26 protein-coding genes and 3 tRNA genes are annotated in these 26,112 nt (G+C 68.9%); 18 read left to right on the forward strand and 11 right to left on the reverse strand.

Annotated features, from left to right (window positions below):
• Nucleotides 1-137: 137 nt before the first annotated feature.
• The 11 genes from U0R18_RS12885 (at nt 138) to rplA (ending at nt 4,843) form a co-directional block, all read left to right on the forward strand.
• Nucleotides 138-210: transfer RNA gene (locus U0R18_RS12885), tRNA-Thr, on the forward strand.
• A 50-nt stretch (nt 211-260) separates the two neighbouring features.
• Nucleotides 261-334: transfer RNA gene (locus U0R18_RS12890), tRNA-Met, on the forward strand.
• A gap of 59 nt (nt 335-393) precedes the next feature.
• Nucleotides 394-561, forward strand: coding sequence for a 50S ribosomal protein L33 (gene rpmG, locus U0R18_RS12895; protein ID WP_068250576.1), 168 nt, complete (start codon nt 394-396; stop codon nt 559-561).
• Between the two features lie 23 nt (nt 562-584).
• Nucleotides 585-1,064, forward strand: a complete 480-nt coding sequence (gene hadA / locus U0R18_RS12900; RefSeq protein WP_526368871.1) for a (3R)-hydroxyacyl-ACP dehydratase subunit HadA — start codon at nt 585-587, stop codon at nt 1,062-1,064.
• Entirely contained in the window at nt 1,051-1,479 is a 429-nt protein-coding gene (gene hadB, locus U0R18_RS12905; protein ID WP_526368873.1) for a (3R)-hydroxyacyl-ACP dehydratase subunit HadB, read from the forward strand. Before hadA ends, hadB begins: the two co-directional genes overlap by 14 nt.
• A 15-nt stretch (nt 1,480-1,494) precedes the next feature.
• Entirely contained in the window at nt 1,495-1,998 is a 504-nt protein-coding gene (hadC, locus tag U0R18_RS12910) for a (3R)-hydroxyacyl-ACP dehydratase subunit HadC (RefSeq protein WP_526368875.1), read from the forward strand.
• Between the two features lie 173 nt (nt 1,999-2,171).
• Nucleotides 2,172-2,244: transfer RNA gene (locus U0R18_RS12915), tRNA-Trp, on the forward strand.
• A 73-nt stretch (nt 2,245-2,317) separates the two neighbouring features.
• Entirely contained in the window at nt 2,318-2,722 is a 405-nt protein-coding gene (gene secE, locus U0R18_RS12920; protein ID WP_526368877.1) for a preprotein translocase subunit SecE, read from the forward strand.
• Between the two features lie 39 nt (nt 2,723-2,761).
• Nucleotides 2,762-3,547: a transcription termination/antitermination protein NusG gene (nusG, locus tag U0R18_RS12925; RefSeq protein WP_526368879.1), complete on the forward strand. Its 786-nt coding sequence runs from the start codon at nt 2,762-2,764 to the stop codon at nt 3,545-3,547.
• A 57-nt stretch (nt 3,548-3,604) separates the two neighbouring features.
• A complete protein-coding gene (gene rplK / locus U0R18_RS12930) occupies nt 3,605-4,033 on the forward strand; it encodes a 50S ribosomal protein L11 (protein ID WP_526368881.1) in 429 nt (142 codons plus the stop codon).
• Between the two features lie 102 nt (nt 4,034-4,135).
• On the forward strand, nt 4,136-4,843 hold the full coding sequence (rplA, locus tag U0R18_RS12935) for a 50S ribosomal protein L1 (RefSeq protein ID WP_526368883.1): 708 nt from the start codon (nt 4,136-4,138) through the stop codon (nt 4,841-4,843).
• Nucleotides 4,844-5,044: 201 nt separating this feature from the next.
• On the opposite strand, the gene U0R18_RS12940 is transcribed toward rplA, so the two are convergent.
• From U0R18_RS12940 to U0R18_RS12955, 4 genes are all read right to left on the reverse strand, one after another.
• The gene (locus tag U0R18_RS12940; protein ID WP_526368885.1) at nt 5,045-5,929 is read right to left on the reverse strand and encodes a cyclopropane mycolic acid synthase family methyltransferase; all 885 of its coding nucleotides are present in this window, start codon (nt 5,927-5,929) and stop codon (nt 5,045-5,047) included.
• Between the two features lie 128 nt (nt 5,930-6,057).
• Nucleotides 6,058-6,921: a cyclopropane mycolic acid synthase family methyltransferase gene (locus U0R18_RS12945; RefSeq protein ID WP_526368887.1), complete on the reverse strand. Its 864-nt coding sequence runs from the start codon at nt 6,919-6,921 to the stop codon at nt 6,058-6,060.
• A gap of 75 nt (nt 6,922-6,996) precedes the next feature.
• Entirely contained in the window at nt 6,997-7,914 is a 918-nt protein-coding gene (locus U0R18_RS12950) for an alpha/beta fold hydrolase (protein ID WP_526368889.1), read from the reverse strand.
• Complete coding sequence (locus tag U0R18_RS12955; protein WP_526368891.1) at nt 7,915-9,276, reverse strand: ABC1 kinase family protein; 1,362 nt, start codon at nt 9,274-9,276, stop codon at nt 7,915-7,917.
• Between the two features lie 261 nt (nt 9,277-9,537).
• Here U0R18_RS12955 and U0R18_RS12960 point away from each other — a divergent pair, with 261 nt between their 5' ends.
• Nucleotides 9,538-9,714, forward strand: coding sequence for a hypothetical protein (locus tag U0R18_RS12960; RefSeq protein WP_526368893.1), 177 nt, complete (start codon nt 9,538-9,540; stop codon nt 9,712-9,714).
• A 9-nt stretch (nt 9,715-9,723) separates the two neighbouring features.
• On the opposite strand, the gene U0R18_RS12965 is transcribed toward U0R18_RS12960, so the two are convergent.
• On the reverse strand, nt 9,724-10,329 hold the full coding sequence (locus U0R18_RS12965; protein ID WP_526368895.1) for a DinB family protein: 606 nt from the start codon (nt 10,327-10,329) through the stop codon (nt 9,724-9,726).
• Nucleotides 10,330-10,331: 2 nt separating this feature from the next.
• Nucleotides 10,332-10,850: a DinB family protein gene (locus tag U0R18_RS12970; protein ID WP_526368897.1), complete on the reverse strand. Its 519-nt coding sequence runs from the start codon at nt 10,848-10,850 to the stop codon at nt 10,332-10,334.
• A gap of 61 nt (nt 10,851-10,911) precedes the next feature.
• On the opposite strand from U0R18_RS12970, the gene U0R18_RS12975 reads away from it, so the two are divergent.
• Complete coding sequence (locus U0R18_RS12975; protein WP_526368899.1) at nt 10,912-11,865, forward strand: helix-turn-helix transcriptional regulator; 954 nt, start codon at nt 10,912-10,914, stop codon at nt 11,863-11,865.
• On the opposite strand, the gene U0R18_RS12980 is transcribed toward U0R18_RS12975, so the two are convergent.
• The 5 genes from U0R18_RS12980 to hutU all read right to left on the reverse strand — a co-directional run bounded on the left by U0R18_RS12980 (nt 11,862) and on the right by hutU (nt 17,500).
• Nucleotides 11,862-12,008: a hypothetical protein gene (locus U0R18_RS12980; RefSeq protein WP_526368901.1), complete on the reverse strand. Its 147-nt coding sequence runs from the start codon at nt 12,006-12,008 to the stop codon at nt 11,862-11,864. The two genes, U0R18_RS12975 and U0R18_RS12980, sit on opposite strands and share 4 nt — an antisense overlap.
• Before the next feature lie 92 nt (nt 12,009-12,100).
• On the reverse strand, nt 12,101-13,261 hold the full coding sequence (hutI, locus tag U0R18_RS12985; RefSeq protein ID WP_526368903.1) for an imidazolonepropionase: 1,161 nt from the start codon (nt 13,259-13,261) through the stop codon (nt 12,101-12,103).
• Nucleotides 13,258-14,583 (reverse strand): formimidoylglutamate deiminase, encoded by a 1,326-nt coding sequence (locus tag U0R18_RS12990; protein ID WP_526368905.1) that lies wholly within the window; start codon nt 14,581-14,583, stop codon nt 13,258-13,260. The genes hutI and U0R18_RS12990 overlap by 4 nt, the downstream gene beginning before the upstream one ends.
• Nucleotides 14,580-15,803, reverse strand: coding sequence for an allantoate amidohydrolase (locus tag U0R18_RS12995; protein ID WP_526368907.1), 1,224 nt, complete (start codon nt 15,801-15,803; stop codon nt 14,580-14,582). The genes U0R18_RS12990 and U0R18_RS12995 overlap by 4 nt, the downstream gene beginning before the upstream one ends.
• Nucleotides 15,800-17,500: a urocanate hydratase gene (gene hutU, locus U0R18_RS13000; protein ID WP_526368909.1), complete on the reverse strand. Its 1,701-nt coding sequence runs from the start codon at nt 17,498-17,500 to the stop codon at nt 15,800-15,802. Before hutU ends, U0R18_RS12995 begins: the two co-directional genes overlap by 4 nt.
• A 158-nt stretch (nt 17,501-17,658) precedes the next feature.
• Between hutU and U0R18_RS13005 the strand changes: the two genes are divergently transcribed.
• The 5 genes from U0R18_RS13005 to U0R18_RS13025 all read left to right on the forward strand — a co-directional run bounded on the left by U0R18_RS13005 (nt 17,659) and on the right by U0R18_RS13025 (nt 25,911).
• Nucleotides 17,659-18,450, forward strand: a complete 792-nt coding sequence (locus U0R18_RS13005) for an IclR family transcriptional regulator (RefSeq protein ID WP_526368911.1) — start codon at nt 17,659-17,661, stop codon at nt 18,448-18,450.
• A 144-nt stretch (nt 18,451-18,594) separates the two neighbouring features.
• A complete protein-coding gene (gene hutH / locus U0R18_RS13010; RefSeq protein ID WP_526368913.1) occupies nt 18,595-20,130 on the forward strand; it encodes a histidine ammonia-lyase in 1,536 nt (511 codons plus the stop codon).
• A 92-nt stretch (nt 20,131-20,222) separates the two neighbouring features.
• On the forward strand, nt 20,223-24,389 hold the full coding sequence (locus U0R18_RS13015) for a glycoside hydrolase family 38 N-terminal domain-containing protein (RefSeq protein ID WP_526368915.1): 4,167 nt from the start codon (nt 20,223-20,225) through the stop codon (nt 24,387-24,389).
• Nucleotides 24,386-25,003 carry a DUF7158 domain-containing protein gene (locus tag U0R18_RS13020; RefSeq protein WP_526368917.1) on the forward strand — a complete coding sequence of 206 codons (618 nt, stop codon included), beginning with the start codon at nt 24,386-24,388 and terminating at the stop codon, nt 25,001-25,003. Before U0R18_RS13015 ends, U0R18_RS13020 begins: the two co-directional genes overlap by 4 nt.
• The gene (locus U0R18_RS13025) at nt 25,003-25,911 is read left to right on the forward strand and encodes an ROK family protein (protein ID WP_526368919.1); all 909 of its coding nucleotides are present in this window, start codon (nt 25,003-25,005) and stop codon (nt 25,909-25,911) included. Before U0R18_RS13020 ends, U0R18_RS13025 begins: the two co-directional genes overlap by 1 nt.
• The last annotated feature ends 201 nt before the right edge of the window (nt 25,912-26,112 follow it).

Raw genomic sequence — 26,112 nt, forward strand, 5'->3', positions numbered from 1 at the left:
TAAAGGTACCGCCAACCCGCAGTACCGTCACGGCGTATTCAACACCAGGGCTCACAACGTTGCCAGTTCGTTGCTGACCAGCGGTTTGGTGTTGAAAAGCGCCAGGCTGTACCCTCTTTAAGGCCCTTGCGGGTCAGGCCCCCTTAGCTCAGTCGGTAGAGCGTTTCCATGGTAAGGAAAAGGTCAACGGTTCGATTCCGTTAGGGGGCTCGGTGGACACTGGGATACTCCGGGTCCGGAGTGCCTTGCCTGTCGATCGGGGCGGTGTAGCTCAGCTGGTTAGAGCGCACGACTCATAATCGTGAGGTCGGGAGATCGAGCCTCCCCACCGCTACAGACCATTTGTTGAAGAGCCTGACTATCAGGACAGCGTGAAAGAAGAGGGCAGTAACCGTGGCCTCCAGTACCGATGTACGGCCGAAGATCACCCTGGCGTGTGAGGTGTGCAAGCACCGCAACTACATCACCAAGAAGAACCGGCGCAACGACCCCGACCGGCTCGAGCTGAAGAAATTCTGCCCGAACTGCGGCAAGCACCAGGCACACCGCGAATCGCGCTGACGCCGGCAGGTAGGTCGAGTTCCGTGTCGCTGTCGGAGAAGGTCATCGGGAAGCACTTCCGCCACCCCGACCATTACGAGGTCGAGCGCGAGAAGGTCCGCGAGTACGCCGCCGCCGTCAAGAATGATGCGCCGTTCTACTTCGAGCACGAGGCGGTCGCCGAGTTGGGCTATCGCGGCCTGGTGGCGCCCCTGACGTTCATGTCGGTGTTCGGTTATCAGGCCCAGGTGGCGTTCTTCGAGAGCGTGGGCGTCGGTATCCACGACGCCCAGATCGTCCAGGTGGACCAAGAGGTGAGGTTCCTCGAGCCCATCCAGGACGGGGACAAGCTCTACTACGACGTCTACGGGGAATCCGTCCGGCAGGCGCACGGCACCGACATCATCGTCCTCAAGAGCGTTGTCTCGAACGAAGCGGGCGACATTGTGCAGGAGAGCTACACCACGCTCGCGGGTCGTAGCGAAGGAAACGAAGAGAGTGGCTTCAACGATGACTCTGCGTGAGTTCAGTTCGGTCAAGGTCGGCGACGAGTTGCCGGAGCGGATCATCCCGCTGACCCGTCAGGATCTGGTCAACTACGCCGGCGTTTCCGGCGACCTCAACCCCATCCACTGGGACGACGAGATCGCGAAGCTGGTCGGCCTGGACACCGCCATCGCACACGGCATGCTGACGATGGGTCTCGGTGGCGGCTTCATCAGCGCCTGGGTCGGCGACCCGGGCGCGGTCACGGAGTACAACGTCCGGTTCACCGCCGTGGTCCCCGTCCCCAACGACGGCAAGGGCGCCGAGCTGGTGTTCAACGGTCGGGTCAAGTCCCTCGATCCCGAGGACAAGACCGTCACCATCGCGATCAACGCCACGACCGGAGGCAAGAAGATCTTCGGCCGGGCCATCGCCAAGGCCAAGCTGGCGTAGGGCGGTATAGCGAATATGGCCCTCAAGACCGACATCCGGGGCATGGTCCACAAGTACGAGGACGGCTACGTCGTCGGCCGGGAGAAGGTGCGCGAGTTCGCCAAGGCCGTCAAGGCCGAGGACCCCGCCAGCTACGAGGACGACGCCGCTGCCGAACTGGGCTACGACGGATTGTTGGCGCCGCTCACGTTCGTGGCCACCATCGGGCTGCTGGTGCAGCAGGACTTCTTCCGCAAGGTCGACACCGGCTTCGAGACCATGCAGATGGTGCAGGTGGATCAGCAGTTCATCTACCACAAGCCGATCAAGGTCGGCGACACCGTGTATCCGGTCATGGAGATCCACTCGGTGGTGGAGCGGTTCGGCGCCGATATCGTGACCACCCGCAACGTCCTGACCGACCAGCACGGCGAGGTCGTCCTGGAATCGTTCACCACGATGATGGGCCAGCAGGGCGACGAGTCGACCAAGATCAAATTCGACCGGGACAGCGGCCAGGTCGTCCGGGTAGCGGATTAGCAGTTCGCAGTTTCCCCGATGTAGACTCGGACCTTGGGGTTCTCCCAGAACAAGCGCGCTGTCCGGCCGGTTCCGATTGACCGATCGGGGGGCGCGCGAGTTATGTGGGGACCGCGACCCGCGGCGATGACGAGCCTGAGCGTGCGAAGGTGAGGAGTGCCGCGGAACAACAGAGGGGCGTAGCTCAACTGGCAGAGCAGCGGTCTCCAAAACCGCAGGTTGCAGGTTCAAGTCCTGTCGCCCCTGCTCAACTGAATATTGCAGAGGTGGAACACTGGAGAGTGTCCGCCAAGCCGAAGAAGCGACGAAGGAGCGTGCGGTGAGCGACGAGCTCGACAGTGCTGACGCCGCGGGCGTGGTGACGCCCCAACGTCCCACGGGTAAGCGTTCGCGGCGACGTGCTCTCGAGGCCACCACCGCTGAGCAGAGCTCCGAGGCCACGCTCGAGGCGGTCGACAGCGACACCGGCGACAGCGGAGCCGTTGCGGTCAAGGTCAAGCCCGCCAAGAAGGCCGGCGACAAGCCGCGAGCCCGCAACCCGTTCACGTTCGTCTTCACCTACCTCCAGCAGGTGGTGGCAGAGCTCCGCAAGGTCATCTGGCCCAACCGGAAACAGATGGTCAGCTATACGACGGTCGTGCTGGCGTTCCTGGTGTTCATGGTGACGCTGATCGGCCTGGCCGACCTGGGTCTGGCCAAGCTGGTGTTGCTGGTCTTCGGCTAGCACCCCGGCATTCGAGAGACGCAAGAGAGGACTGACAACGTGACCAGCTTCGAGGGCGAGACGCCCACGGGTGAGTCCGTCGACGTGATCGCCGAAGCGGCGGAAGCCGTCGAGCCTGCCGTGGCCGAGCCGCTCGACGAGGTGGTGGACGATCAGGCGGTCGCCGAGGAGGCGGTCGCCGAGCAGGACGACGCCGACGTGGATCCCGCGGTTGCGCTCAAGCAGGAACTGCGCAGCAAGCCGGGCGACTGGTACGTCATCCACTCCTACGCCGGGTACGAGAACAAGGTGAAGGCCAACCTCGAGACCCGCGTGCAGAACCTCGACGTCGGCGACTACATCTTCCAGGTGGAGGTCCCCACCGAAGAGGTCACCGAGATCAAGAACGGTCAGCGCAAGCAGGTCAACCGCAAGGTGCTGCCGGGCTACATCCTGGTCCGGATGGACCTGACCGACGACTCCTGGTCGGCCGTGCGCAACACCCCCGGCGTGACCGGCTTCGTCGGCGCCACCTCGCGGCCCACGTCGCTGTCGCTGGACGATGTGGTGAAGTTCCTGCTGCCGCAGGGCGCGGCGAAGAAGGCGGCCAAGACCACGGCTGCGGCCGCCGCGGCCGGTAGCTCCGAGGCCACCCTCGAGCGGCCCGAGATCCTGGTCGATTACGAGGTCGGCGAATCGGTCACCGTCATGGACGGCCCGTTCGCCACCCTGCCGGCGTCGATCAGCGAGGTCAACGCCGAGCAGCAGAAGCTCAAGGTACTCGTGTCGATCTTCGGTCGCGAGACACCGGTCGAACTGACCTTCACCCAGGTCGCCAAGATTTAGCAAGTCGGGCCCCGAGCCCAAACCCACAGAAGAAGAAGTAAAGGAAACACCACACCCATGGCCCCGAAGAAAAAGGTCGTCGGGCTGATCAAGCTGCAGATCCAGGCCGGGCAGGCCAACCCCGCCCCGCCGGTCGGCCCTGCGCTCGGCCAGCACGGCGTCAACATCATGGAGTTCTGCAAGGCGTACAACGCGGCGACCGAGTCGCAGCGCGGCAACGTCATCCCCGTCGAGATCAGCGTCTACGAGGATCGCAGCTTCACGTTCGCGCTGAAGACCCCGCCCGCCGCCAAGCTGCTGCTCAAAGCCGCCGGCGTGCAGAAGGGTTCCGGCGAGCCGCACAAGACCAAGGTCGCCAAGGTGACCTGGGATCAGGTCCGTGAGATCGCCGAGACCAAGAAGGAAGATCTCAACGCCAACGACATCGACGCCGCCGCGAAGATCATCGCCGGGACTGCCCGGTCGATGGGCATCACCGTCGAGTAGCGCAGCGGATCGGCGCGACAGCAGAAGTCGAGTATCCGTTTTCCCCGTGGGAGGGCTGGCATCGGCCCGCGAACCACGACCTCTGAACACAAGGAGACACCAATGAGCAAGAACAGCAAGGCCTACAAGGAAGCCGCCGAGAAGGTCGACAAGACCCGGCTCTACTCGCCGCTCGAGGCGGCCAAGCTGGCCAAGGAGACGTCGTCGAAGAAGCAGGACGCCACCGTCGAGGTTGCGATCCGTCTCGGCGTGGATCCCCGCAAGGCCGATCAGATGGTGCGTGGCACCGTCAACCTCCCGAACGGCACCGGTAAGACCGCCCGCGTTGTGGTGTTCGCGGTCGGTGACAAGGCCGAGGCCGCGCAGGCTGCCGGCGCCGACGCTGTCGGCAGCGACGACCTGATCGAGAAGATCCAGGGCGGCTGGCTGGACTTCGACGCCGCGATCGCCACCCCGGATCAGATGGCCAAGGTCGGCAAGATCGCGCGCGTGCTGGGCCCGCGTGGCCTGATGCCGAACCCCAAGACCGGTACCGTGACCCCGGATGTGGCCAAGGCCGTCACGGACATCAAGGGCGGCAAGATCAACTTCCGCGTCGACAAGCAGGCGAACCTGCATTTCGTGATCGGCAAGGCGTCCTTCGACGAGAAGCAGCTGGCCGAGAACTACGGCGCCGCGCTCGACGAGATCCTGCGCGCCAAGCCGTCGTCGTCGAAGGGCCGGTATCTCAAGAAGGTCACCGTCTCGACCACCACCGGCCCCGGGATCCCGGTCGACCCGGCCGTCACCCGTAATTTCACGGAGGACTAGAAGGCCGGGGCGCGCCAGCCCCTCAGCAGAACGACCAAGAGCCCCTTCGGGGGCTCTTGTCGTTTGGGTGGTTCTCGGCTGCGCCGCCGACACTCTGCGGTCGATGAATTCGAGGCACGGATCGTGGTGAGCGACGGCACCGTGCCGGCCACCTGGTCACACTCCCGACTCCTGAACCGCCGCGCCGCGCCGGCATCCTCGTCAGGCGGCTGCGCCCTGCTTCAGGTACGTCACCAGGCTCACATCGATCGCCTCGTCGATGAAGTAATACTGGCAGCCCTTCAGGTACCGCATGTAGCGGTGGTAGTTCTCCTCGTCGGTGGCCGCGATGGCGGCGTCCTTGTTCTGCTCGAGGCGGTCGGCCCAGATGCCGAGGGTCTTGATGTAGTGGTTGCGCAGGGACAGCGCCTCGGGCACCACGAAGCCGGCCTTCTCGCCGTGCTCGATCATCATCTGGGTGGTCGGAATCCGGCCGCCCGGGAAGATCTCGGTGATCATGAACTTGATGAACCGCGCCAGCTCGAAGGTCAGCTTCTTGCCGCGGGCACTCAGGTCGTACGGGTGATAGCCCACGCTGCTCTGGATCGTCATCCGGCCGTCCTCGGGCAGGATCTCGAAACAGTTCTTGAAGAATTCGTCGTAGCGTTCGAAGCCGAAGTGCTCGAAGGCCTCGATCGAGACGATCCGGTCGACCGGCTGATGGAACTGCTCCCAGCCCTCCAGGCGCACGTCGAACGTGCGCTCGGAGTCGAGCTTGCCCAACAGCTGGGTGCAGTAGGCCTGCTGGTTCTTGCTCAACGTCAGACCGATGACGTTGACGTCGTACTTCTCCATGGCGCGCTGCAGGGTCAGTCCCCACCCGCAGCCCACCTCGAGGAGTGTCATCCCGGGCTGGAGATCCAACCGGTCGAGGTTCTGATCGACGTTGGCGATCTGCGCCTCCGACAGCGTGACATCCGGGCCGGTGAAGAAGGCGCAGCTGTACTTGCGGGTCGGATCCTGGAAAACCCCGAAGAAGTCATCGGACAGGTCGTAATGCGCCTGGATGTCTTCGAAGTGCGGACGCATCTCGTCGGTGTCTGCCATCCCTGATCACTGCCTTTCCATGCTGGGCACAGCCGATCGACCAGCTGTGCAACGCACCATACCTGTGAATCCATCCAGACCGAAACGACATCGACCGTCGGTTCCCGACACACCGGACACAAACCGCGCTACTTCTCCAGCGTGAACTGGCACACGTCGATCTGGCCCTGCCGGAACATCTTCGCGCATCCGGTCAGGTACTTCATGTAGCGCTCGTACACCTCTTCGGACTGGATTCGGATCGCGTCCTCGCGGTGGGCTTCCAGCGCTGCCGCCCACAGGTCCAGGGTGCGTGCGTAGTGCGGCTGCAGGGGCTGTTCGCGGGTGCAGGTGAAGCCGCCCGCGGCCGCATGTTCGCGCACCATCTCGAACGACGGCAGCCGTCCGCCGGGGAAGATTTCGGTCATGATGAACTTCACGAACCGCGCGAGCTCGAAGGTGACGGGGATGCCCAGTCTCTGCGCTTCGGCGGGACGGAACGCGACGATGGTGTGCAGCAGCATGACGCCGTCGCTGGGCAGCGCCTTGTACGCCATCTCGAAGAAATCCGAATAGCGATCGTGTCCGAAATGCTCGAACGCGCCGATCGACACGATGCGGTCCACCTGTTGGTCGAACTGCTCCCAACCCTCCAGCAGAACTTTCGCGGTGCGGCCGCCCGGTGCGTCGGCGAAGAGTGATTCCACGTGTGCCGCTTGGTTTTTCGATAATGTCAGACCGATGACATTGACGTCGTAGCGTTCCATCGCCCGCTTCATCGTGCCGCCCCAGCCGCAGCCGACGTCGAGCAGAGTCATGCCCGGCTCGAGGCCGAGCTTGCCCAGTGCGAGGTCGATCTTGGCGGTCTGGGCCTCTTCGAGCGTCATGTCCTCCCGCTCGAAGTAGGCGCAGCTATAGGTGCGCGATGGATCGAGGAACAGCGCGAAGAAGTCGTCGGACAGGTCGTAGTGGGCCTGGACGTCTTCGAAATGCGGGGTGAGTTTTCTCGGCACGGCGGAACGCCTTCCTGCTCTGGTCAAGGACACAGCGTTCCCCGCAACGCATCGTTCTATTCCACCCCGATGCGGTTACCCGGCCGAGGCTACACCGGCCGCGATGTTGGCCGCCAACTCCGCGACGATCGGCTCCCACAGGGGTTCGGGCAATTCGTGGCCCATTCCGGGGAACAGCACCAGCCGCGCGCCGGGGATGTTCCGGGCGATCGCGCGGCCACCGGACGGGCGCATCAACCGGTCCGCCTTGCCGTGGATGACGACGGTGGGGGCGGTGATCCGGCGGTCGTAGTGGCGCAGGCTCCCGCTGCCGAGAACCGCGCCGAAATGCCGCGCCACGCCCACCGGGTAGTAGCTGCGGTCATAGGCCTCTTCGGCGTCGCGGCGCAGCCGGTCCTCGGCTGCCGGATACGCCGGACTGCCGATGATCCGCAACACCCGGACCGAGTTGTCGACGACGACGTCGCGCGGTGAACCCGGTTTAGGGCCCTTGATCACGGAGAACAGCGCCTTGGGCGCCGGCGGCGGCAGCAGGGGCTGGTTGTTGCTGGAGAAGATGACGCCGAGCGAGGCGGTGCGGTGGGCGTGCCGGGCGGCGAGAACCTGGGCGATCATCCCGCCCATCGAGGCGCCGACGACATGCGCCCGCTCGATGCCGAGGTGGTCCAGGAGTGCGGCACCGTCGTCGGCCAGGTGCTCGACGGTGTAGACCGCCGGACTGGGCCGACCGATGAACGAGCGCAGCATCGCGGCGTACTGCGAGCCGCCGGCGCGCTGGCCGTCGAGCTTGCTGGACAGCCCGACGTCGCGGTTGTCATAGCGGATCACCCGCAGTCCCCGCTGCACGAGCTTCTCGCAGAAGCCGTCGCGCCAGAGCAGCAACTGGGCGCCGAGCCCCATGATGAGCAGCACCGCTGGGTCGTTGGGGTCGCCCATGTCCTCGTAGTAGATGTCGAGGTCGCCGGACTTCGCCGTGCCGGTACGCGTCTGCACTCAGGCCTCCGGCTTCTTGTCGTCGAGATCGGTGCGGTGTTCTCGACTGACCTCCACCATGAAGTTGGCGAAGTATCCGGAGAACTGGGGATCGCTCATCATCTGCCACCGGGGCGCGAGCAGCTTCATGTAGCGCTCGACGTAGAGGAACTGCTTGCCGATCAGGACGAGCTCGCGCGGCAGCTTGACGTCGTAGGCGTCGGCCAGCGTCGAGAGCTGCTTGCCGATGTCGGCGTACGACATGTCGCCCAGGGTCTTCATCGTCAGCGGTTGGGCGAACGCCTCGAGGTCCCTGGCGGCCTGCGCCTCCGGTTTGGTGGTGCCCACCGCGCCCAGCAGGACGACGATCTTGCCCGCTGCCGCGTGGTCCTTCTTGACCAGCAGCGCGTGCACCAGCTCGCGCAGCAGCCAGCGGGTGCGCGGGTCGATCCGGCCCATGATGCCGAAGTCGAGGAACACCACCCGGCCCTGTTCGTCGACCAGCAGGTTGCCGGCATGCAGGTCGCCATGGAACAGGCCGTGCCGCAGACCGCCCTCGAAGGTGGAGAACAGCAGCGCCTTGACCAGCTCCTCGCCGTCGAAGCCCTGCTTGCGGATGGCGGCGACGTCGTCGATGCGGGTGCCCGCGACCCGCTCCATGGTCAGCACGCGGTCGCTGGTGAAATCCCAGTGCACGTCGGGCACCTTGATGTTCTTGCCCAACGGGGACGCCTGCAGGTGCGTCACCCAGGCCTCCATCGACTGCGCCTCGATGCGGAAGTCGAGTTCCTCGGCGAGGTTGTCGGCGAAGTCGGCGACGACGTCCTGGGCGGACAGCCGTCGGCCCAGCTTGGCGACCTCGACGACCTGCGCGAACCGCTTCAGGATCTGCAGGTCCGCCGCCACACGGCGACGAATGCCCGGCCGCTGGATCTTGACCACGACCTCCTCGCCGCTGTGCAGGGTGGCGTAGTGCACCTGGGCGATGGACGCCGACGCGAACGGCGTTTCCTCCCAGTGCTCGAACAGATTCTGCGGCTCGTCGCCGAGTTCCTCGGTGAAGAGTTTGTGGACCTCGTCGCTGTCCGCGGCGGGGACGGCGTCGAGCAACGTGCGGAACTCCCGGGAGAGCGGCTCGCCGAAGGCGCCGGGGCTGGACGCGATGATCTGGCCGAACTTGACGTAGGTGGGGCCCAGGTCGGCGAACAGCTGGGGGATCTCCTTGATGACCTTGGTCTGCCACGGTCCCCGGGTGGGCAGCTTGGTGAGCACACGGGCGCCGGTGCGGGTGAGCTGCCAGCCGGTGGTCCCGAAGCGGATCGCCTCGAACGGCAGCGGAACCCGGTCGAGTTTGGCGACCTCACGGTGTTTGGTCGAACTCATTCTCGTAGTGTGCCAAACCGCGCTCGAGCGTTCCGAATCCGCGTGCGGCCGCGGCGCCGCCGGACTCCGCTGATTTTATTTGCTGAAATCACCTTGCTGACAACTCGATGAGAATTTGCCCGAGAGGGTCGACCACCCAGTCCGCCAGTTTTTACAATTGACCATTGGCAGGCAATCTACATGTGTAGATGCGTTGGATATCCGAGTGGATAGATGCTTACCGAGCGTAACAATTTACTTTGCGAAAGAGAAGGTGACTCGGTGCCTATTCCGATTGCTGACGGCCTTCCCGACGAGTCCGTTCCCGGCGATCGCGCCGCGCCATCCACGCCGCGATTCGAGATGTCTTGGCGGATTACCTGGTCGATTGTCGGGATGTGCCTGGTCCTGGTGGGCATCGTGGTGCTGTTCCTGATGCGGATGGGCGTGCCGGCCTGACGCCGGCGGTCAGGCGTCCGTCGTGTCGCCGCGCCATGGCTGCAGCCACGGGGTCGGTTCCATGCCTTCGGCGGCCGCGATCAGCTCGTACATCGTGGCGCCGTCGATGCTCTCGCGGATGATGTCGGCGTGGCCGGCGTGCCGGGCCAGCTCGCTGATGACGTGGAGGAACACCCAGCGCACCGACCACGCGTCGACGTCCCGCGGGAACCACGGCGCATCCCGGGGGACGGGGACGGCGGCGTCGAGGTCGGCGGTGTCGACCAACCGCAGTGCCGCGTCGTTCTGGGCCCGGTAGCGGCCCAGTAGGTCGGCCAGTGTCTCGTCCGCGGTCATCACGTATTCGTTCTGGTATTCGGCGGCGCGCTGCTCGAAGGGCCGCTCGTCGGGTGCCGGTGCCTCCGGTGCGGCGGCGACGCGTTGCATCCAGCTGCGCTGCATGCCGGTGACGTGCCTGAGCAGACCGCCGATCGACAGCGCGCTGACGGTTGGGGTAGACCGGGCCTGGTCGTCGGTCAGGCCGTGGGCGACCGCGACGAACGCCGCCTGCTGATAGGCCAGGAACTGGCGCAGGGCGTCGCGTTCGCCGGTGACGGGTGGGGCCAGTGCAGGCATGGTCATGCTCCTTTTTGATGGACGTAAAGATCACGGACACAAGCGATTTCGGCACCGTGATGGATCACCTCACGGTTGATGTGCAGGATCAGGTCCAGCATCGGACGGTCGGCCCACGGTCCCTCGGCCGGGCCCACCGGGGTGGCCAGATCCGGTTCGCCGAGGCGTCGCACCCCGTCGTGCCAGTTCCGGTAGGCGTCGTCGAGCTGGGCGAGTGCGGTGGCCGCATCGGTGGCGTACGCCCAGGTCTGGTAGTCCGCGGGCGGGCCGCCGAAGTGCGAGTGGTTGCGCATGGCCAGGACGCCGACGATGACGTGCGCGAGGCGCCACGCGATGGTGGTGAACGGTGCGGGCGCGGGAGCGGGGTGGGCGAAGTCGATGGTGCCGTCGCGGTGCAGGGTCCAGCAATCGGGTACCGGTTCCCAGAAATACTCGTCGTCGGTCAGACCGTCCAGGCGCGGGCGCAGCGCGTTGTGCCAGTGCCAGTCGAGTTGATCGGTGAGGTGTGCGGTGAGGGCCATGACACCAGCGTGTCAGGAATTCAGGACAGAAGCTGTCCTAGAAGTGCGCGAGACTGGTGGGATGTCGCAGACCACCAACCGCGTACTGCAGCTCCTCGGTCTGCTGCAGTCGCGGCGCGTCTGGTCGGGAACCGAACTGGGCGAACGGCTGGGTGTCACGAGCCGCAGCGTGCGTCGTGACGTGGAGCGGCTGCGTGAACTCGGCTACCCGGTGCATGCCAGCCCGGGCCACGGCGGTGGGTACCAGCTGGGAGCCGGTGCGGTGCTGCCGCCGCTGCTGCTCGATGCGGACGAGGCCGTGGCCGTGGCGGTGGCCCTGCGTCTGGCCGCCGGGAGCAATGTCGCCGGGGTCGCCGAATCTGCGCTGCGGGCGCTGTCGAAACTGGACCAGGTCATGCCACCGCGGTTGCGCTCGCAGGTGGCCGCCGTGCGCGACAACACGGTCACGTTGACCGCTGCCGACGCGGAGCCCGTGGCCCCCGAGGTCCTGATGACCCTGGCCCGCGCGTGCCGCGACCATGAGCACGTCGACGCGCGATACACCGCGCGCTCCGGTGTGACCAGCCAGCGTCGGCTCGAGCCCTACCGGTTGGTGACGACAGGCCGGCGCTGGTACCTGCTCGCCTTCGACCGGGACCGCGACGACTGGCGCACCCTGCGGCTGGACCGGATGTCGCAGGTGCGGGCCCGGGGCAGCACGTTCACCGCCCGTACCGCGCCCGACGCCGCGGCGTTCGTCAGCCGTGCGCTGAGCAGCTCGCCCTACCGGCACGTTGCCCGCGTTCGCTACTTCTGCCCGAAAGACGTTGTGCTACAGCAGTTCGCGCCGTCCGCCGTCACCGTGGTCGAGGATGGCCCGGACGCCTGTGTGGTGACCACCGGCGCCGACGATCCGCAGGTGCTGGTGCTCTACCTGGCGATGGTCGGGTGTGACTTCGAAATACTCGGGCCGCCGGAGGTCATCGACGCCGCCCGCGCGGTCTCGGCGCGGCTGGCGCGAGGGGGTGACGTCTAGCGGGTGGGCCGGTGCCGGATGGGCGTGCGCCGCCGCGACGACGAGGCATGCCAGCGCAATCGCAGCATCAGCAACCGCCGGTGCGCCTGCCAGCCCACCGACAGCGGATCGCGCCATGCCGGCTCGGTCTTGTTCTCGCTCACAGTGACTCCACTGTGGCACAGGAATGCCCGATCGGCGCGTGGCGTGGGCGGGCTCACACGTGAACTGTTCCCGAACAGTGATCGACCGGCGATCACCCGGCGATGACGTCGGCGATCAGCGGCACGCCCGGACGGTAGGCCAGATGCAGGTGTGACGGCGCGTCGAGCACCGCGAAGTTTGCCCGCTGACCGACCGCCAGTCCGCCCACATCCCGGCGGCGCAGGGCCGCCGCGCCGCCGGCCGTCGCCGACCACAGCGCCTCGGCGGGGGTGAAGCCCATGTCGCGCACCGCGATCGCCATGCAGAACGTCATGCTCGTCGTGTAGGAGCTGCCCGGATTGCAGTCGGTGGCCAGCGCGACGGTGGCCCCGGCGTCGAGGAAGCGCCGGCCGTCGGGATAGGCGGCGCGCGTGCTGAACTCGGCGCCGGGGAGCAGGGTGGCCACGGTGGCGGCCGACGCCGACGCGAGGGCCTCGATGTCGGCGTCGGTCGCAAAGGTGCAGTGGTCCACCGACGCGGCCCCGAGTTCGACGCCGAGGCGGATGCCTTCGCCCGGGCCGAGTTGGGCGGCGTGCAGTCGCGGTGTCAGCCCAACGGCCGCACCGGCTTCCAGGATCGTGCGGGCCTCGTCGACGTCGAATGCGCCGCGCTCGCAGAACACATCGATCCAGCGAGCGTGCGGGCGGCATTGGTGGAGCATCTCCCCGGCCACCGATCGTACGTATTCGTCGCGGTTCTCCCGGTACTCCGCGGGCACCACGTGCCCCCCGAGAAACGTGGTCTCCGTGGTGAATTCGCGGGCAATGCGCAGCGATCGGACCTCGTCGGCGGTGCGCAGGCCATACCCGCTCTTGGTCTCGAACGTGGTGACGCCGGCGCGGCGCAGCTCGGTCGACAGCCGGGCGAGGTTGGCGCTCAACTGGGCATCGGTGGCCGCGCGGGTGGCCGCGACGGTGATGGCGATGCCGCCGCCGTCGTACGGGACACCCGACATCCGGGCCGCGAATTCGTGGGCGCGGTCGCCGGCGAACACCAGATGTGCATGGCTGTCCACGAATCCCGGGATGACCGCCGCGCCGTGGAGATCCACGCTGTCGTCGGCCGCGGGGGCCCGGCCACGCGCACCGACCCAGCTGACCATGCCGTCGTCGACCACCAGCGCCGCGTCGGTCAGCAGTCCCAGCGGCGAGCCGTCACCGACCGTCGGGTCGTTGGTGACCAATTCGGCGATGTTGGTGTAGACGGTGCTCATCGGTCCTCGAGTACCGCGCGTATCGCCGCCGTCAGTGCGGCCCCGGTGTCCGGGACGTCGACGTGGGTGCGATCCACCACCACCGGGCGACCGTCGATCACCACGTCGGTGACGTCGGCGGCGCCCGCGGCGAAGACGGCGGTCTCCGGGGTCGGCCCACCGCCCGCGGTGCGCACCGAATTCAGGTCTACGGCAACCAGATCGGCGCGCGCGCCGACCCGCAACACACCGGAGCCGGGCCGCCCCAGTGCGCGGTGCCCGTCGACGGTGGCACACTCCAGCAGCCGGGCGGCCGGGAACAGCCCGCGTTCCCGCCGGTGGAGCCGTTCGTCGAGTTCCACCGCACGCGCCTCCTCGAAGAGGTCGATGATTGCGTGGCTGTCCGACCCGAGACTGAACGTACCCTCGATCAGGGCCGCGGCCGGGCCGATCCCGTCGCCGAGATCGCGTTCGGTGGTCGGGCAGAAGCACACCCCGGTGGCACTGCCGGTGAGGTCGGCGACGTCGCGCTCGGTCAGGTGCGTCGCGTGCACCGCGGTGGTTCGCGCCCCGAGCACCCCATGGTCGCGCATCAGGGCCGTCGGGGTGCAGCCGTGCACCGCCAGACACTGCTCCACCTCACCGGTCTGCTCCGAGGAATGGATGTGCAGCGGGGCTTTTCGGCGCGCTGCCCAGTCGGCGACGGTCCCCATCTGATCGGCCGGTACCGCGCGCACCGAATGGATCGCGGCGCCGATCGTCACCGAGTCCGGTGCGCGCAGCGCGTCGACCCGCTGGGCCCACTGGTCGGCGTCGCCGTCCCCGAAGCGTCGTTGCGGACCGTCCTGCAACCGCGCGCCGTCGATCCCGGAGCTCAGGTAGCAGGTGTCCAGCAGGGTCAACCGCAATCCGGCAGCGGTGGCGGCGTCGATCAGGGCGTGGCCCATGGCGTTCGGGTCGGCGTAGCGCCGGCCAGCGGCGTCGTGGTGCAGATAGTGGAACTCGCCGACGGCGGTGATGCCGGCCAGTGCCATCTCGGCGTACACCGCGCGGGCCAGTGCGCGGTAGGTGTCCGGCGTGAGGCGCTGCGCCACCGCGTACATCAGCGTGCGCCAGGTCCAGAACGATCCGTGGCCGCGTTGGGTGCGCGAGCGCAGTGCGCGGTGGAAGGCGTGCGAGTGGGCGTTGGCCAGACCGGGGATCACCAAGCCGTGCAACACGGTTCCGGTCGGTGGTGAGTCGGGCCGCACCGCCACGATGGCCCCGTCGTCGACGCTGACCGTGACCGCGTCGGCCACCGTATTCCCGCCGAGCCAGGCGTGCTCGCACCACCAGTCGCTCACGCCACCCAATCCTTCATGACGGCCGCCAGGGCACGCGCACCCTGGTGACAGTCGGCGATCTCGGCGTACTCCTCGGGGGAGTGCGACACCCCGGTCGGATTGCGGACGAACAGCATTGCGGTCGGAACGGCGGTCGAGAGTACGCCGGCGTCGTGGCCGGCGGCGGTCGGCAGCACCGGGACGTCGCCGAACTCCGCGCCCAGTGCCTGCCGGATGCGCCGGCGCGGACCATCCGGGAAGAGCACTGCGGGCGAGAGGGATTCGGCCTCGGCGACCACCGAGGTGCGGTCGAGGTGAGCCCGCGCGGCGGCATCGGCGGTGATGGTGTCGACCAACCCGGCCAAGGTCTCCTCGTCGGCGGCGCGGGCATCGAGCCAGGCCTCGACCCGGGACGGAATCGCGTTGGCGCCGTTGGGTGTCACCCGCATCTTGCCGAACGTCGCGACCGCACCGTGCGCGGCCGCGCGGGCGCGGGCGTCGTGCACGGCGGTGGCGAACGTCAGCATCGGATCGCGGCGATCCTCGAGTCGGGTGGTGCCGGCGTGGTTGGCCGTACCGCAGAAGGTGAACCGCCAGCGGCCGTGCGGCCAGATGGCCGATGCGACGGCGACGGGCCGGTCCACGAGGTCCAGCGCGCGACCCTGCTCGACGTGCAGTTCGACGTAGACCCCCACCCGTTCGGCCAGCTCCGGGTCGGCACCCAGGTGTTCGGGGCGGCGTCCCGCCTTTCGCAACGCGTCGGCCAGTGTCGTGCCGTCGCCGTCGCGCAGATTCAGCGCGCGCTCGGGATGCAATGCCCCGGTGGACAATTGGGAGCCGACGCAGGCGACCCCGAACCGGGCGCCCTCCTCGTCGGAGAAGGCGACGACACCCACCGGGACGCGCGGTGTGACACCGTCGGTGCGCAGCAGATCGATCGCGCTGAATGCCGACACGATGCCGAGCGGTCCGTCGAAGGGGCCGCCGTCGGGCACCGAGTCCAGATGCGATCCCGTGACGAACGCGTCGCGCGGGTCGTCGACGTATCCGGGTGGCAGCCACCACGCCCACAGGTTGCCGTTGCGGTCCTCCTCGAGGCTCATACCCCGCCGTTGAGCCTCCCCGGTGAACCACTCGCGCAGCGTGAGATCGACTGCGGTCCAGGCGAACCGGCGATATCCGCCACTGCGGGCGTCCCGTCCGACGTCGCGCAGCGACACCCAGAGCGAGTCGAAGTTCACGGCCGGTCCTTCATCGGAATGCGGACCCCGCGCTCGTCGGCCACTCTCGCGGCGTATTCGTACCCGGCGTCGACGTGCCGGATCACGCCCATGCCCGGGTCGTTGATCAGCACCCGCTCGAGCTTCTCGGCGGCCAGGGCGGTGCCGTCGGCCACCGTCACCTGTCCCGCGTGGATCGAGCGGCCCATCCCGACCCCGCCGCCGTGGTGGATCGAGACCCAGGACGCGCCGGAGGCGGTGTTCACCAACGCATTGAGCAGCGGCCAGTCGGCAATGGCATCGGAGCCGTCGGCCATCGCCTCGGTCTCGCGATAGGGCGACGCGACCGATCCGGAATCCAAGTGGTCGCGGCCGATCACGATCGGCGCCGATACCTCGCCGTTGGCCACCATCTCGTTGAACCGCAGACCGGCCAGGTGCCGCTCGCCGTAGCCGAGCCAGCAGATCCGGGCGGGCAGACCCTGATAGGTCACCTTCTCCTGTGCCATGGTGATCCACCGGCGCAGGTGATGGTTGTCGGGGAAGAGTTCGAGCACGGCGCGGTCGGTGGCTTCGATGTCCTTGGGGTCGCCGGACAGCGCGGCCCAGCGGAACGGCCCCAGGCCCTCCTCGAACTGCGGGCGGATGTAGGCGGGAACGAATCCGGGGAAGTCGAAGGCCCGGGCGAAGCCTCCTTTGAGGGCTTCGTCGCGGATCGAGTTGCCGTAGTCGAAAACCTCGGCACCGTTGTCCATGAAACCGACCATGGCGGCGACGTGCCGGGCCATCGACGCTTCGGCCTGCTCGGTGAAGTACGCCGGGTCCTTCTCGGCCAGCTTCTTCATATCGTCGAACGCAACACCGACGGGCAGGTAGCTCAGCGGGTCGTGTGCCGAGGTCTGATCGGTCACGATGTCGATGGGCGCCTTGCGGGACAGCAGCTCGGGGAAGACCTCGGCGGCGTTGCCGAGCAGGCCGATCGACAACGGGCGCTTGGCATCCCGGGCCTGCAGGGCCCTGGCCAGCGCGTCATCGATGTCGTCGGCCTGCACGTCGAGATAGCGCTGTTCGATGCGGCGGGTGATGCGGGTCTGGTCGCAGTCCACGCAGATCGCAACGCCGTCGTTCATGGTGACGGCCAGCGGCTGCGCGCCGCCCATGCCGCCCAGCCCGGCGGTCAGGGTGATGGTGCCGGCCAGGGTGCCGCCGCTGTGCGGATAGCGGCCGGAGGCCGCGAGCTTGCGGGCCACCGCGCCGAACGTCTCGAAGGTGCCCTGCAGGATGCCCTGGGTCCCGATGTAGATCCACGAACCGGCCGTCATCTGCCCGTACATCGTCAGGCCGAGGGCCTCGAGCTCACGGAACTTCTCCCAATTCGCCCAGTCGCCAACCAGATTCGAGTTGGCGATCAGCACCCGCGGCGACCACTCATGCGTGCGGAACACGCCGACCGGCTTGCCGGACTGCACCAGTAGCGTCTCGTCGTTCTCCAGCCCGCGCAGCGACGCGACGATGGCGTCGAACGCCGCCCAGCTGCGGGCAGCCCGGCCGGTACCGCCGTAGACGACCAGATCCTCGGGATGTTCGGCGACCTCCGGGTCGAGGTTGTTCATCAGCATGCGTAGCGCGGCTTCCTGCTGCCAGCCCTTGCAGGACAGTTCGGTACCGCGCGCGGCGCGTACGACGCGCGTGGGTTCGGAGGTGATCGTGTCGTCCATGTCTGCAAGCACACCCGACGCGAGGCCCTTGCTGAACACCTGATCGGCCGATAGCGTCTCGTATCCGAGACCTCCCCACCGCCCAAACGTACGAACGGGCGGAAGAGTGCGAGTGGACTCCGCCGGAACGTCGATCTCGGCGCGATCAGGAGGCCGTCATGTCCAGCACGTCCCCCGCGGTCGGCCGGGCATTGGATGTGTTGATGTACCTGGCGGGTAAGTCGGGTCCGGTGACCGGGGCAGCGATCGCGCGGGACCTGGGGATCCCGCGATCGTCGACCTACCACCTGCTCGACGTGCTGATCGCCCGGGGTTTCGTCGTGCACTTCCCGGACCGGCGGACCTACGGACTGGGTGTGGCAGCCTTCGAAGTGGGCTCGGCGTACCTGCGTCACGAACCACTGGAGATGCTGGCCCGGCCGGTCCTGGGTCGCCTCGTCGCGCAGGTGGCGGAGACGGCGCACCTGGGCGTGCTGCACGGCGCCGAGACCCTCTACCTGCTCAAGGAGCAGCCGGCGGTGACGCGGATCCCGGTGACGCTGGTGACCGACGTCGGCGTACGACTGCCCGCCCAACTGACCGCCAGCGGCCGGTCGATCCTGGCGCACCTCCCGGCGGTCCAGGTGCGCGCGCTGTTCCCGTCGGCCCGCGGATTCGTCGACCGTACCGGCGCCGGCCCGTCGACACTGCCCGAACTGCGGCGTGTGCTGGCCGCCGAGCGCAAACAGAAGTGGTCGGAAGAGGTGGGCCTGGTGACCGACGGACTGCAGTCGGTGGCGGCCTGCGCATTCGATCACTCCGGTCGGCCGTCCGCGGCGCTGAGCGTGACGTGGCGTCAGGACCACGCCCGGCTGCCGAAGGCGGAGTTGGTTCGGGCGGTGCGCCGGGCCGCGCAGCAGCTGACCTGGGCGCTGTCCGGGCGGGCACCCGATGGCTGGTTCACGGACTGACGCCGAGATCGACGTTCGGGCGGATCCCACCCGCGTTTTTCCGACCGTTCGTACGTTTGGGCAATGCAACGGTGTCTGGGATACGAGACACTATCCGCGGCGGGAACGCTCGTGCGGTGGCGCAGGAGTCCTAACGTTCCGGGCATGACAGTCATCGTCGGGACCGGACCGGTCAGCTTCGCCGATGTCGTCGCGGTCGCCCGCGGGGGCGCCGCCGTCGAACTCGCCGACGACGCCGTGGCGGCCATCGAGGCCAGTCGGATCCACATCGAGGCGCTGGCCGCCAACCCCAGCCCGGTGTACGGCGTTTCGACCGGGTTCGGCGCGCTGGCCACCCGCCACATCCCGCAGGAAATGCGAAAGCAGTTGCAACGCAGCCTGATTCGTTCGCACGCTGCGGGCTCCGGGCCCGAGGTCGAGCGCGAGGTCGTTCGCGCCATGATGCTGCTGCGGCTCTCCACGCTGGCCAGCGGCCGCACCGGGGTCCGCCTGGAGACGGCGCAGGCCTACGCCGACCTGCTGTCGGCCGGACTCACGCCGGTGGTGCACGAGTACGGCAGCTTGGGCTGCTCCGGGGATCTGGCTCCACTGGCCCACGTCGCCCTGGCGGTGATGGGCGAAGGGCACGTGCGCGACGCCGCCGATCGGCTGATCCCCACCGCCGGCGCCCTGCACACGCACGGCCTGGCGCCCGTCACCTTCGCGGAGAAGGAAGGGCTGGCCCTGATCAACGGCACCGACGGCATGCTCGGCCAGCTGGTGCTCGCCCTGACGGACCTCGACGACCTGCTGCGGCTGGCCGATATCGCCGCGGCCATGAGCGTCGAGGCTCAACTCGGCACCGACCGGGTGTTCGCCGCCGACCTGCAGGAGCTGCGCCCGCACCCGGGCCAGATCGCCTCGGCGGCCAACATCCGTCGGCTGCTCGCGGATTCGCCGATCGTCGCCAGCCACCGCACCCCGGACTGCACGCGGGTGCAGGACGCCTACTCGCTGCGGTGCTCACCCCAGGTCGCCGGCTCCGCGCGCGACACCGCGGCGCACGCCCGCGCCGTCGCCGAACGCGAACTGGCCAGCGTCATCGACAACCCCGTCGTCACCCTCGACGGCCGGGTGGAATCCAACGGCAACTTCCACGGCGCGCCGGTCGCCCATGTGCTGGACTTCCTGGCCGTCGTCGTCGCCGACGTCGCCGGCATCAGCGAACGCCGCACCGACCGCTTCCTGGACACCGCCCGCAACCACGGGCTGCCCGCTTTCCTGGCCCATGATCCGGGCGTCGACAGCGGACACATGATCGCGCAGTACACGCAGGCGGGGATCGTCTCGGAGCTCAAACGGCTCGCGGCCCCGGCGAGCGTCGACTCGATCCCGTCCTCGGCGATGCAGGAGGACCACGTGTCGATGGGGTGGTCGGCCGCCCGCAAGCTGCGGCGCGCGATCGACGGGCTGACCCGGGTGCTGGCCATCGAGGTACTGACCGCCGCACGGGCCATCGATCTGCGGGCACCGCTGGCCCCGGCGCCGGGGACTGGTGCGGTGCGAGCGCTGCTGCGCGAACACGTCGAAGGACCCGGCCCGGACCGCCACCTGGCGCCGGAGATCGCGACCGCGGTGGAGCTGGCCGGCAGCGGGGCGATGGTGGCGGCCGCGGAAGAAGCCGTCGGGCCGCTGGGCTGACCGGTGGCGCCCATCCGCGAGCGTGCGCACAAGTACGCGTCCGCCCGGCGTGTCGCGGACCGACGCGCACGCTCGCGCCAAAAGATGGGTGGGTGCTCGCCGCAAACTCGACCGAACTGTTCGTCGGACCGGAGGACACCCCGCAGCAAATCGTCCGGGTCGCCTATGCCGGGCTGACAGCGACTGGTGTCCGGATCGAGGGCGACGGGCTGTCCGGAGCCGCCGACCTGACACCCGGCGACGCTGGTAACGGGGTCGTCGAGATTCCCGTCACCGTCATCGACGCGGAACCGGGCCGACAGCGGGCGGCCACGGCGATCGCCGGCGCCGAGCGTGCCGAGTTCACGTTCACCGACGCCGAGCCGGGCTGGACCATGTTCATGATCAGCCACTTCCACTACGACCCGGTGTGGTGGAACACCCAGGCCGCCTACACCAGCGAGTGGACCGAGGATCCGCCCGGACGGGCCCGCCAGACCAACGGCTTCGAGCTGGTGGCCGCCCACCTCGAGATGGCCCGCCGCGACCCGGACTACAAATTCGTGCTGGCCGAGGTCGACTACCTCAAACCGTATTGGGACACCCACCCCGAGGATCGGGCCGACCTGCGCCGGTTCGTCGCCGACGGCCGGGTCGAGATCATGGGCGGTACCTACAACGAACCCAACACCAACCTCACCAGTCCGGAGACCGCGATCCGGAACTTCGTACACGGCATCGGATTCCAGCGGCACGTCATGGGCGCCGATCCCGCGACCGCCTGGCAGCTCGACGTCTTCGGGCATGACCCGCAGTTTCCCGTCATGGCCGCCGCGGCCGGACTGACCTCGAGCTCGTGGGCCCGCGGACCGCACCACCAGTGGGGTCCCATGGCGGGCGACGGAGATCCCGAGCGCATGCAGTTCGCCAGCGAGTTCGAGTGGATCTCCCCGTCGGGCACCGGCCTGCTGACCCACTACATGCCGGCGCACTACTCGGCCGGCTGGTGGATGGATTCCGCGGCCACCCTCGCGGACGCCGAGGCCGAGACCTACAAACTGTTCGACGGCCTGAAGAAGGTGACCTCCACCCGCAACGTGCTGTTGCCCGTCGGCACCGATTACACGCCACCCAACAAGTGGGTGACCGAGATCCACCGCGACTGGAACACGCGCTACACCTGGCCGCGGTTCGTGTGTGCGCTGCCCAAGGAGTTCTTCGCCGCGGTGCGCGCCGAACTCGGCGGGCGCGGTGTCGAGCCCTCGCCGCAGACCCGCGACATGAACCCGATCTACACCGGCAAGGACGTGTCGTTCATCGACACCAAACAGGCCAACCGGGCGGCCGAGACCGCCGTCCTCGAGGCGGAGCGGTTCGCCACCTTCGCGCACCTGCTGACCGGCGCGCGGTATCCCGAACCCGCGCTGGCCAAGGCCTGGGTGCAGCTGGCCTACGGCGCGCACCACGACGCGATCACCGGCTCGGAGTCCGACCAGGTCTACCTGGACCTGCTGACCGGCTGGCGCGACGCATGGGAGATCGGGCGCGCCACGCGCGACAACGCGCTGGCCGTGCTGGGGCGGCAATTCGACCCTGCGCCGTTGATGGTGTGGAACCCATTGGCGCACAACAGGACCGATGTGGTGACCATCGACACCCACGACGCCGCGGTACAGGTCGTCGACGACACGGGCTCGCCGGTTCCCGCGGTGGTCGATCATGAGCGAGGAACCGTCAGTTTCGTGGCCGCCGACGTGCCCGCGCTGGGCCGGCGGTGCTACCGCCTGGAACCGGCCCGTGCCGCGTCGTCCTGGGAGCCGGTCGACGGGGCCCAGATCGGCAACGAGCACTACCAGGTGCGGGTGGATCCCGACCGCGGCGGGGCGGTCGACTCGCTGCGCCACCACGAACGCGAGCTGCTGACGCCGGGACGCCTCGGCAACGAATTGGCGGTGTACGCCGAGTATTCCGCGCATCCGCAGGCCGGCGAGGGTCCGTGGCACCTGCTGCCGAATGGCCCGGTCGTCGGTTCCGGCGCGGCGCCCGCCGAGGTGCGGGCCCATCGCAGCCCGGCGGGCGAACGGCTGGTGGTCACGGGCCGCATCGTCGACGGGGGCCGCGCCGTCCTGCGCTACACGCAGACCCTGACCCTATGGGCCGGGATGGACCGGCTGGACTGCACGACCACGGTCGACGAGTTCGTCGGCGAGGACCAGCTGCTGCGGCTGCGCTGGCCGACCCGCATCGCCGGGGCGATGCCCGTCAGCGAGGTCGGCGACGCCGTCATCGGCCGCGGCTTCGCGCTGATCCACGAGCCCGGCTCGGAGCATTCGGTGGACACCGCGGTGCACCCGTGGACGCTGGAGAACCCCGCCAACGGCTGGTTCGGGCTGTCGTCCGTAGCGCGAATCACGTTCGGCGACAGTGCTGTTCATCCGATCTCGGTGGCCGAGGTGATCACGCCGGCCGAGGCCGGCTCCGCCCCGCTGGCCCGGGGCCTGATGGTGGCGCTGGTGCGTGCGGGCGTCACGGCGACGTGTTCGGGCGCCGACAAGCCGCGGTACGGGAACCTCGCCGTCGACTCGAACCTGCCGGACACCCGGATCGCCCTCGGCGGCCCGGACCGCAACGCGTTCACCGCCGCGCTGCTGGCCGACGCGGGCCCGCAGTACACCGACGAGTTGCGCAGGCAGCTCGACGCGGCCGGGCACGCGCGGCTCTTCGTCCCGGCCGCGGCGCCGCTGGCCGCCGGATGGGTTCCCGACGCCGACCTGCAGGGCATCCGGGCGTTGCCCGTGCTGGTGATCGCCGGCGGTGACGACGATGCGCTGCGCGACGCGGTGACCGCGGTGGCCGACGACCTCTCGGACGCCGAGATCGCCGTCACGCAGCACCCGGCGTTCCGGGCCGCTGCGTTCGAGGACCGCACCGTCGCACTGCTCAACCGCGGCGTGCCGAGCTTCGCGGTGGAGTCCGACGGCACCCTGCACACCTCGCTGCTGCGGTCCTGTACCGGCTGGCCGTCGGGCGTCTGGACCACACACGAGCGCCGCGCGGCGCCGGACGGTTCGAACTTCCAGCTCCAGCACTGGTCCCACACCTTCGAATACGCAGTGGTCGCCGGGGACGGTGACTGGCGCGACATCCGAATGCCGTTACGCAGCAACGAGTTCAGTCATCCGCTGCGGGCCGTCCTGGATCACGGGGCCGATGGGGACCTGCCGGCACGGACGGCCCTGCTGTCGGTCGGCGAGGGCGTGCGGCTGGAGGCGCTCAAACTGTGCGGCAACCCCACACCGGAGGGCCGGGCGGCCCCGCCGCCGGGCCGGGCGGCGCTGCGCCTGGTCGAGACCCGTGGCAAGCCGACCGAGGTCCGGCTGCAGTCCGGGCCAGGCCCGATCCGCCGCCTCGCCAGGGCGGGTCTGCTGGAGGACGGGTCCCGTCCGGTCGGGAACCTCGAGCTGCACGGATTCGAGATCGCCACCGTCACAGCCGAATTCGGTGACGTCGACCGCGCCGGCGAACCCGCCGTGCTCGCGCCGGACACCGAAGCCGCGCAACCCCTCTATGCCCGCTACTGGCTGCACAATCGCGGACCGGCTCCGCTCGGCGGATTGCCGGCGGTGGCACACCTGCATCCGCACCGGCTCGCGGCAGCCGCCGGGCAGACGGTGTCGCTCCGGCTGACGGTCGCCAGTGACTGTACCGACGCGGCACTGACCGGAGTCGTCGAACTGATCTGCCCGCCCGGCTGCACCGCCGAACCCGCGACGCTGCCCGTCGCGCTGGAACCCGGCGCATATCGCGAGGCGGACGTCACCGTGGCGCTGCCCGCCGGCGCCGACCCCGGGTGCTATCCGGTCCGCGCCCAGCTCACGCTCACCGGCGACGCGGACCTGCCGCCGCCCTGGCGGCAGACCGTCGAGGATGTCTGCCTGATCACCGTCGGCGACCCCGCCGGTCCGGTGCTGCGGCTGGTCGCCGGCCCCGAGGACGTCGACCTGCGCGCCGGCGAGCGCGGCCGGATCACCATCGAGATCGGTACCGACTGCCGGGCGGATCTCGCGCTCGAGGCTCACCTCATCAGCCCGTGGGGCACCTGGGAGTGGATCGGGCCGGCCGCGGTGGGCGCCGTGCTCCCGGCGTCCGGGCAGGTTCGGCTGGACTTCGACGTGACCCCGCCGGCATCGGCCGGACCCGGCGAATGGTGGGCGCTGGTCCGGGCGGCCGCCGCCGGCGAATTGCTCTACTCACCGGCCGTGCGGGTGACCGTCCGATGACCCCGCCGGACGGCGTGGCCCGGGTGTGCGGGCAGCCCGTGACGGTGACCGACGTCGATGCGCGCGAGGCGCGGCTGCGTGCCACCGCACCGGCGGCCTCGCTGCCGCTGGCCGGCACCAGCGAGGGCCGTCAGCTGCGCCGCTGGCTGACCCAGCTGATCGTGACCGAGCGGGTGATCGCCGCCGAGGCACACCGGCTGGGCGTCAGCAGCGACGATGCACCCACCCTGCGCAGCGTGCTGCCGGACGCGACCGCACGGGTCGAGATCGGCAGTGTGACCGCCGCGGCCCTGTCCGACCCGCTGGCCCGGGCGCTGTACGCGTACGTGGTTGCCGACGTGACCGTGCCCGACGACGACGTCGCCGGGTATCACGCCCGCAACCCGATGCGCTTCGCGGCGGGAACCCGTACCGACCGGGGTTGGCGCAACCCCGGGCCGCCGCCGTCCCTGCAGCAGGTTCGTCCGGCGATCACGGCCCATCTGCTGGCTGCGGCGTGCCGACGCACCTTCCGGAACTGGCTCGACATGCGCCGCGCCGATCTGGTCGAACTGGCGCCCGGGTACGAGCATCCCGGCGACCCCCGGCAGCCCGATAATGTGCACAGACACTGATGTCGCACCTGACGCTGGCCCTCGATATCGGCGGCACCAAGATTGCCGCCGGCCTCGTCGACGCCGACGGAACCCTGCTGACCTCCACCCAGGAGCCCACCCCGCGCGGTGATGACCCCGAGGCGGTCTGGACGGTCACCGAACACCTGATCGCGGCGACCACGGCCGGTCACGACGTCGGCGGTGCGGGCATTGCGTGCGCCGGGCCCGTGCACCTGCCCACCGGGACCGTCAGCCCGATCAACCTGACCGCGTGGCGCGAATTCCCGATCCGCGACCGGGTGGCCGGCGTGCTGCCGGGGCTGCCCGTGCGGCTGGGCGGCGACGGCGTGTGCATGGCGCTCGGCGAGCATTGGCGTGGGGCGGGGCAGGGGGCGGCATTCGTACTCGGCCTGGTGGTGTCCACCGGAATCGGCGGCGGCCTCGTTCTCGACGGTGCCCCGTACGTCGGGCGCACCGGCAATGCCGGCCATGTCGGGCACGTCGTCGTCGACACCGCGGGGCCGCAGTGCACCTGTGGTGGCCGCGGCTGCGCCGAGGCCATCGCCAGCGGGCCGCACCTGGTGCAGTGGGCGCGCGAAAACGGTTGGGATGCAACGCCGGCGGCCACCGCCAAGGAGTTGGCCGCCGCGGCCGCCGCTGGCGACCCGGTGGCGGTGCGGGCGTTCCGGCGGGGCGCGACGGCGGTGGCGGCCATGATCGCGTCGGTCGGTGCGGTGTGCGATCTGGACCTGGCGGTGATCGGCGGCGGGGTGGCCAAGGCGGGCCCGGTGCTCTTCGATCCCCTGCGGGAGGCGATCACGCACTACGCGGGCCTGGACTTCATCGCCGGCCTGCAGGTGGTGCCCGCGCAGCTCGGCGGCGATGCCGGCCTGGTCGGGGCGGCCGCCCTGCTGCGTGGCTCCTGATCCGTTTTGGCTGATCGGCGGGGTGCACGCTATTCTTGTCCGCGATCCACCGAAGACCGTCGGTCACCGAGCAATCGGTTGAAGGTCCGGGAACATCCCGGCGGCCCACGCAGGAGGACGAGGCAGCAACCCGCTGGACACCACAGCCAGTGGATCTTCACGCCCCGGCCGCATCCTGCGCCGGGGCGTTCGTGTTGTTAC

Source organism: Mycobacterium sp. (assembly GCF_046330795.1).
Lineage (GTDB): Bacteria > Actinomycetota > Actinomycetes > Mycobacteriales > Mycobacteriaceae > Mycobacterium.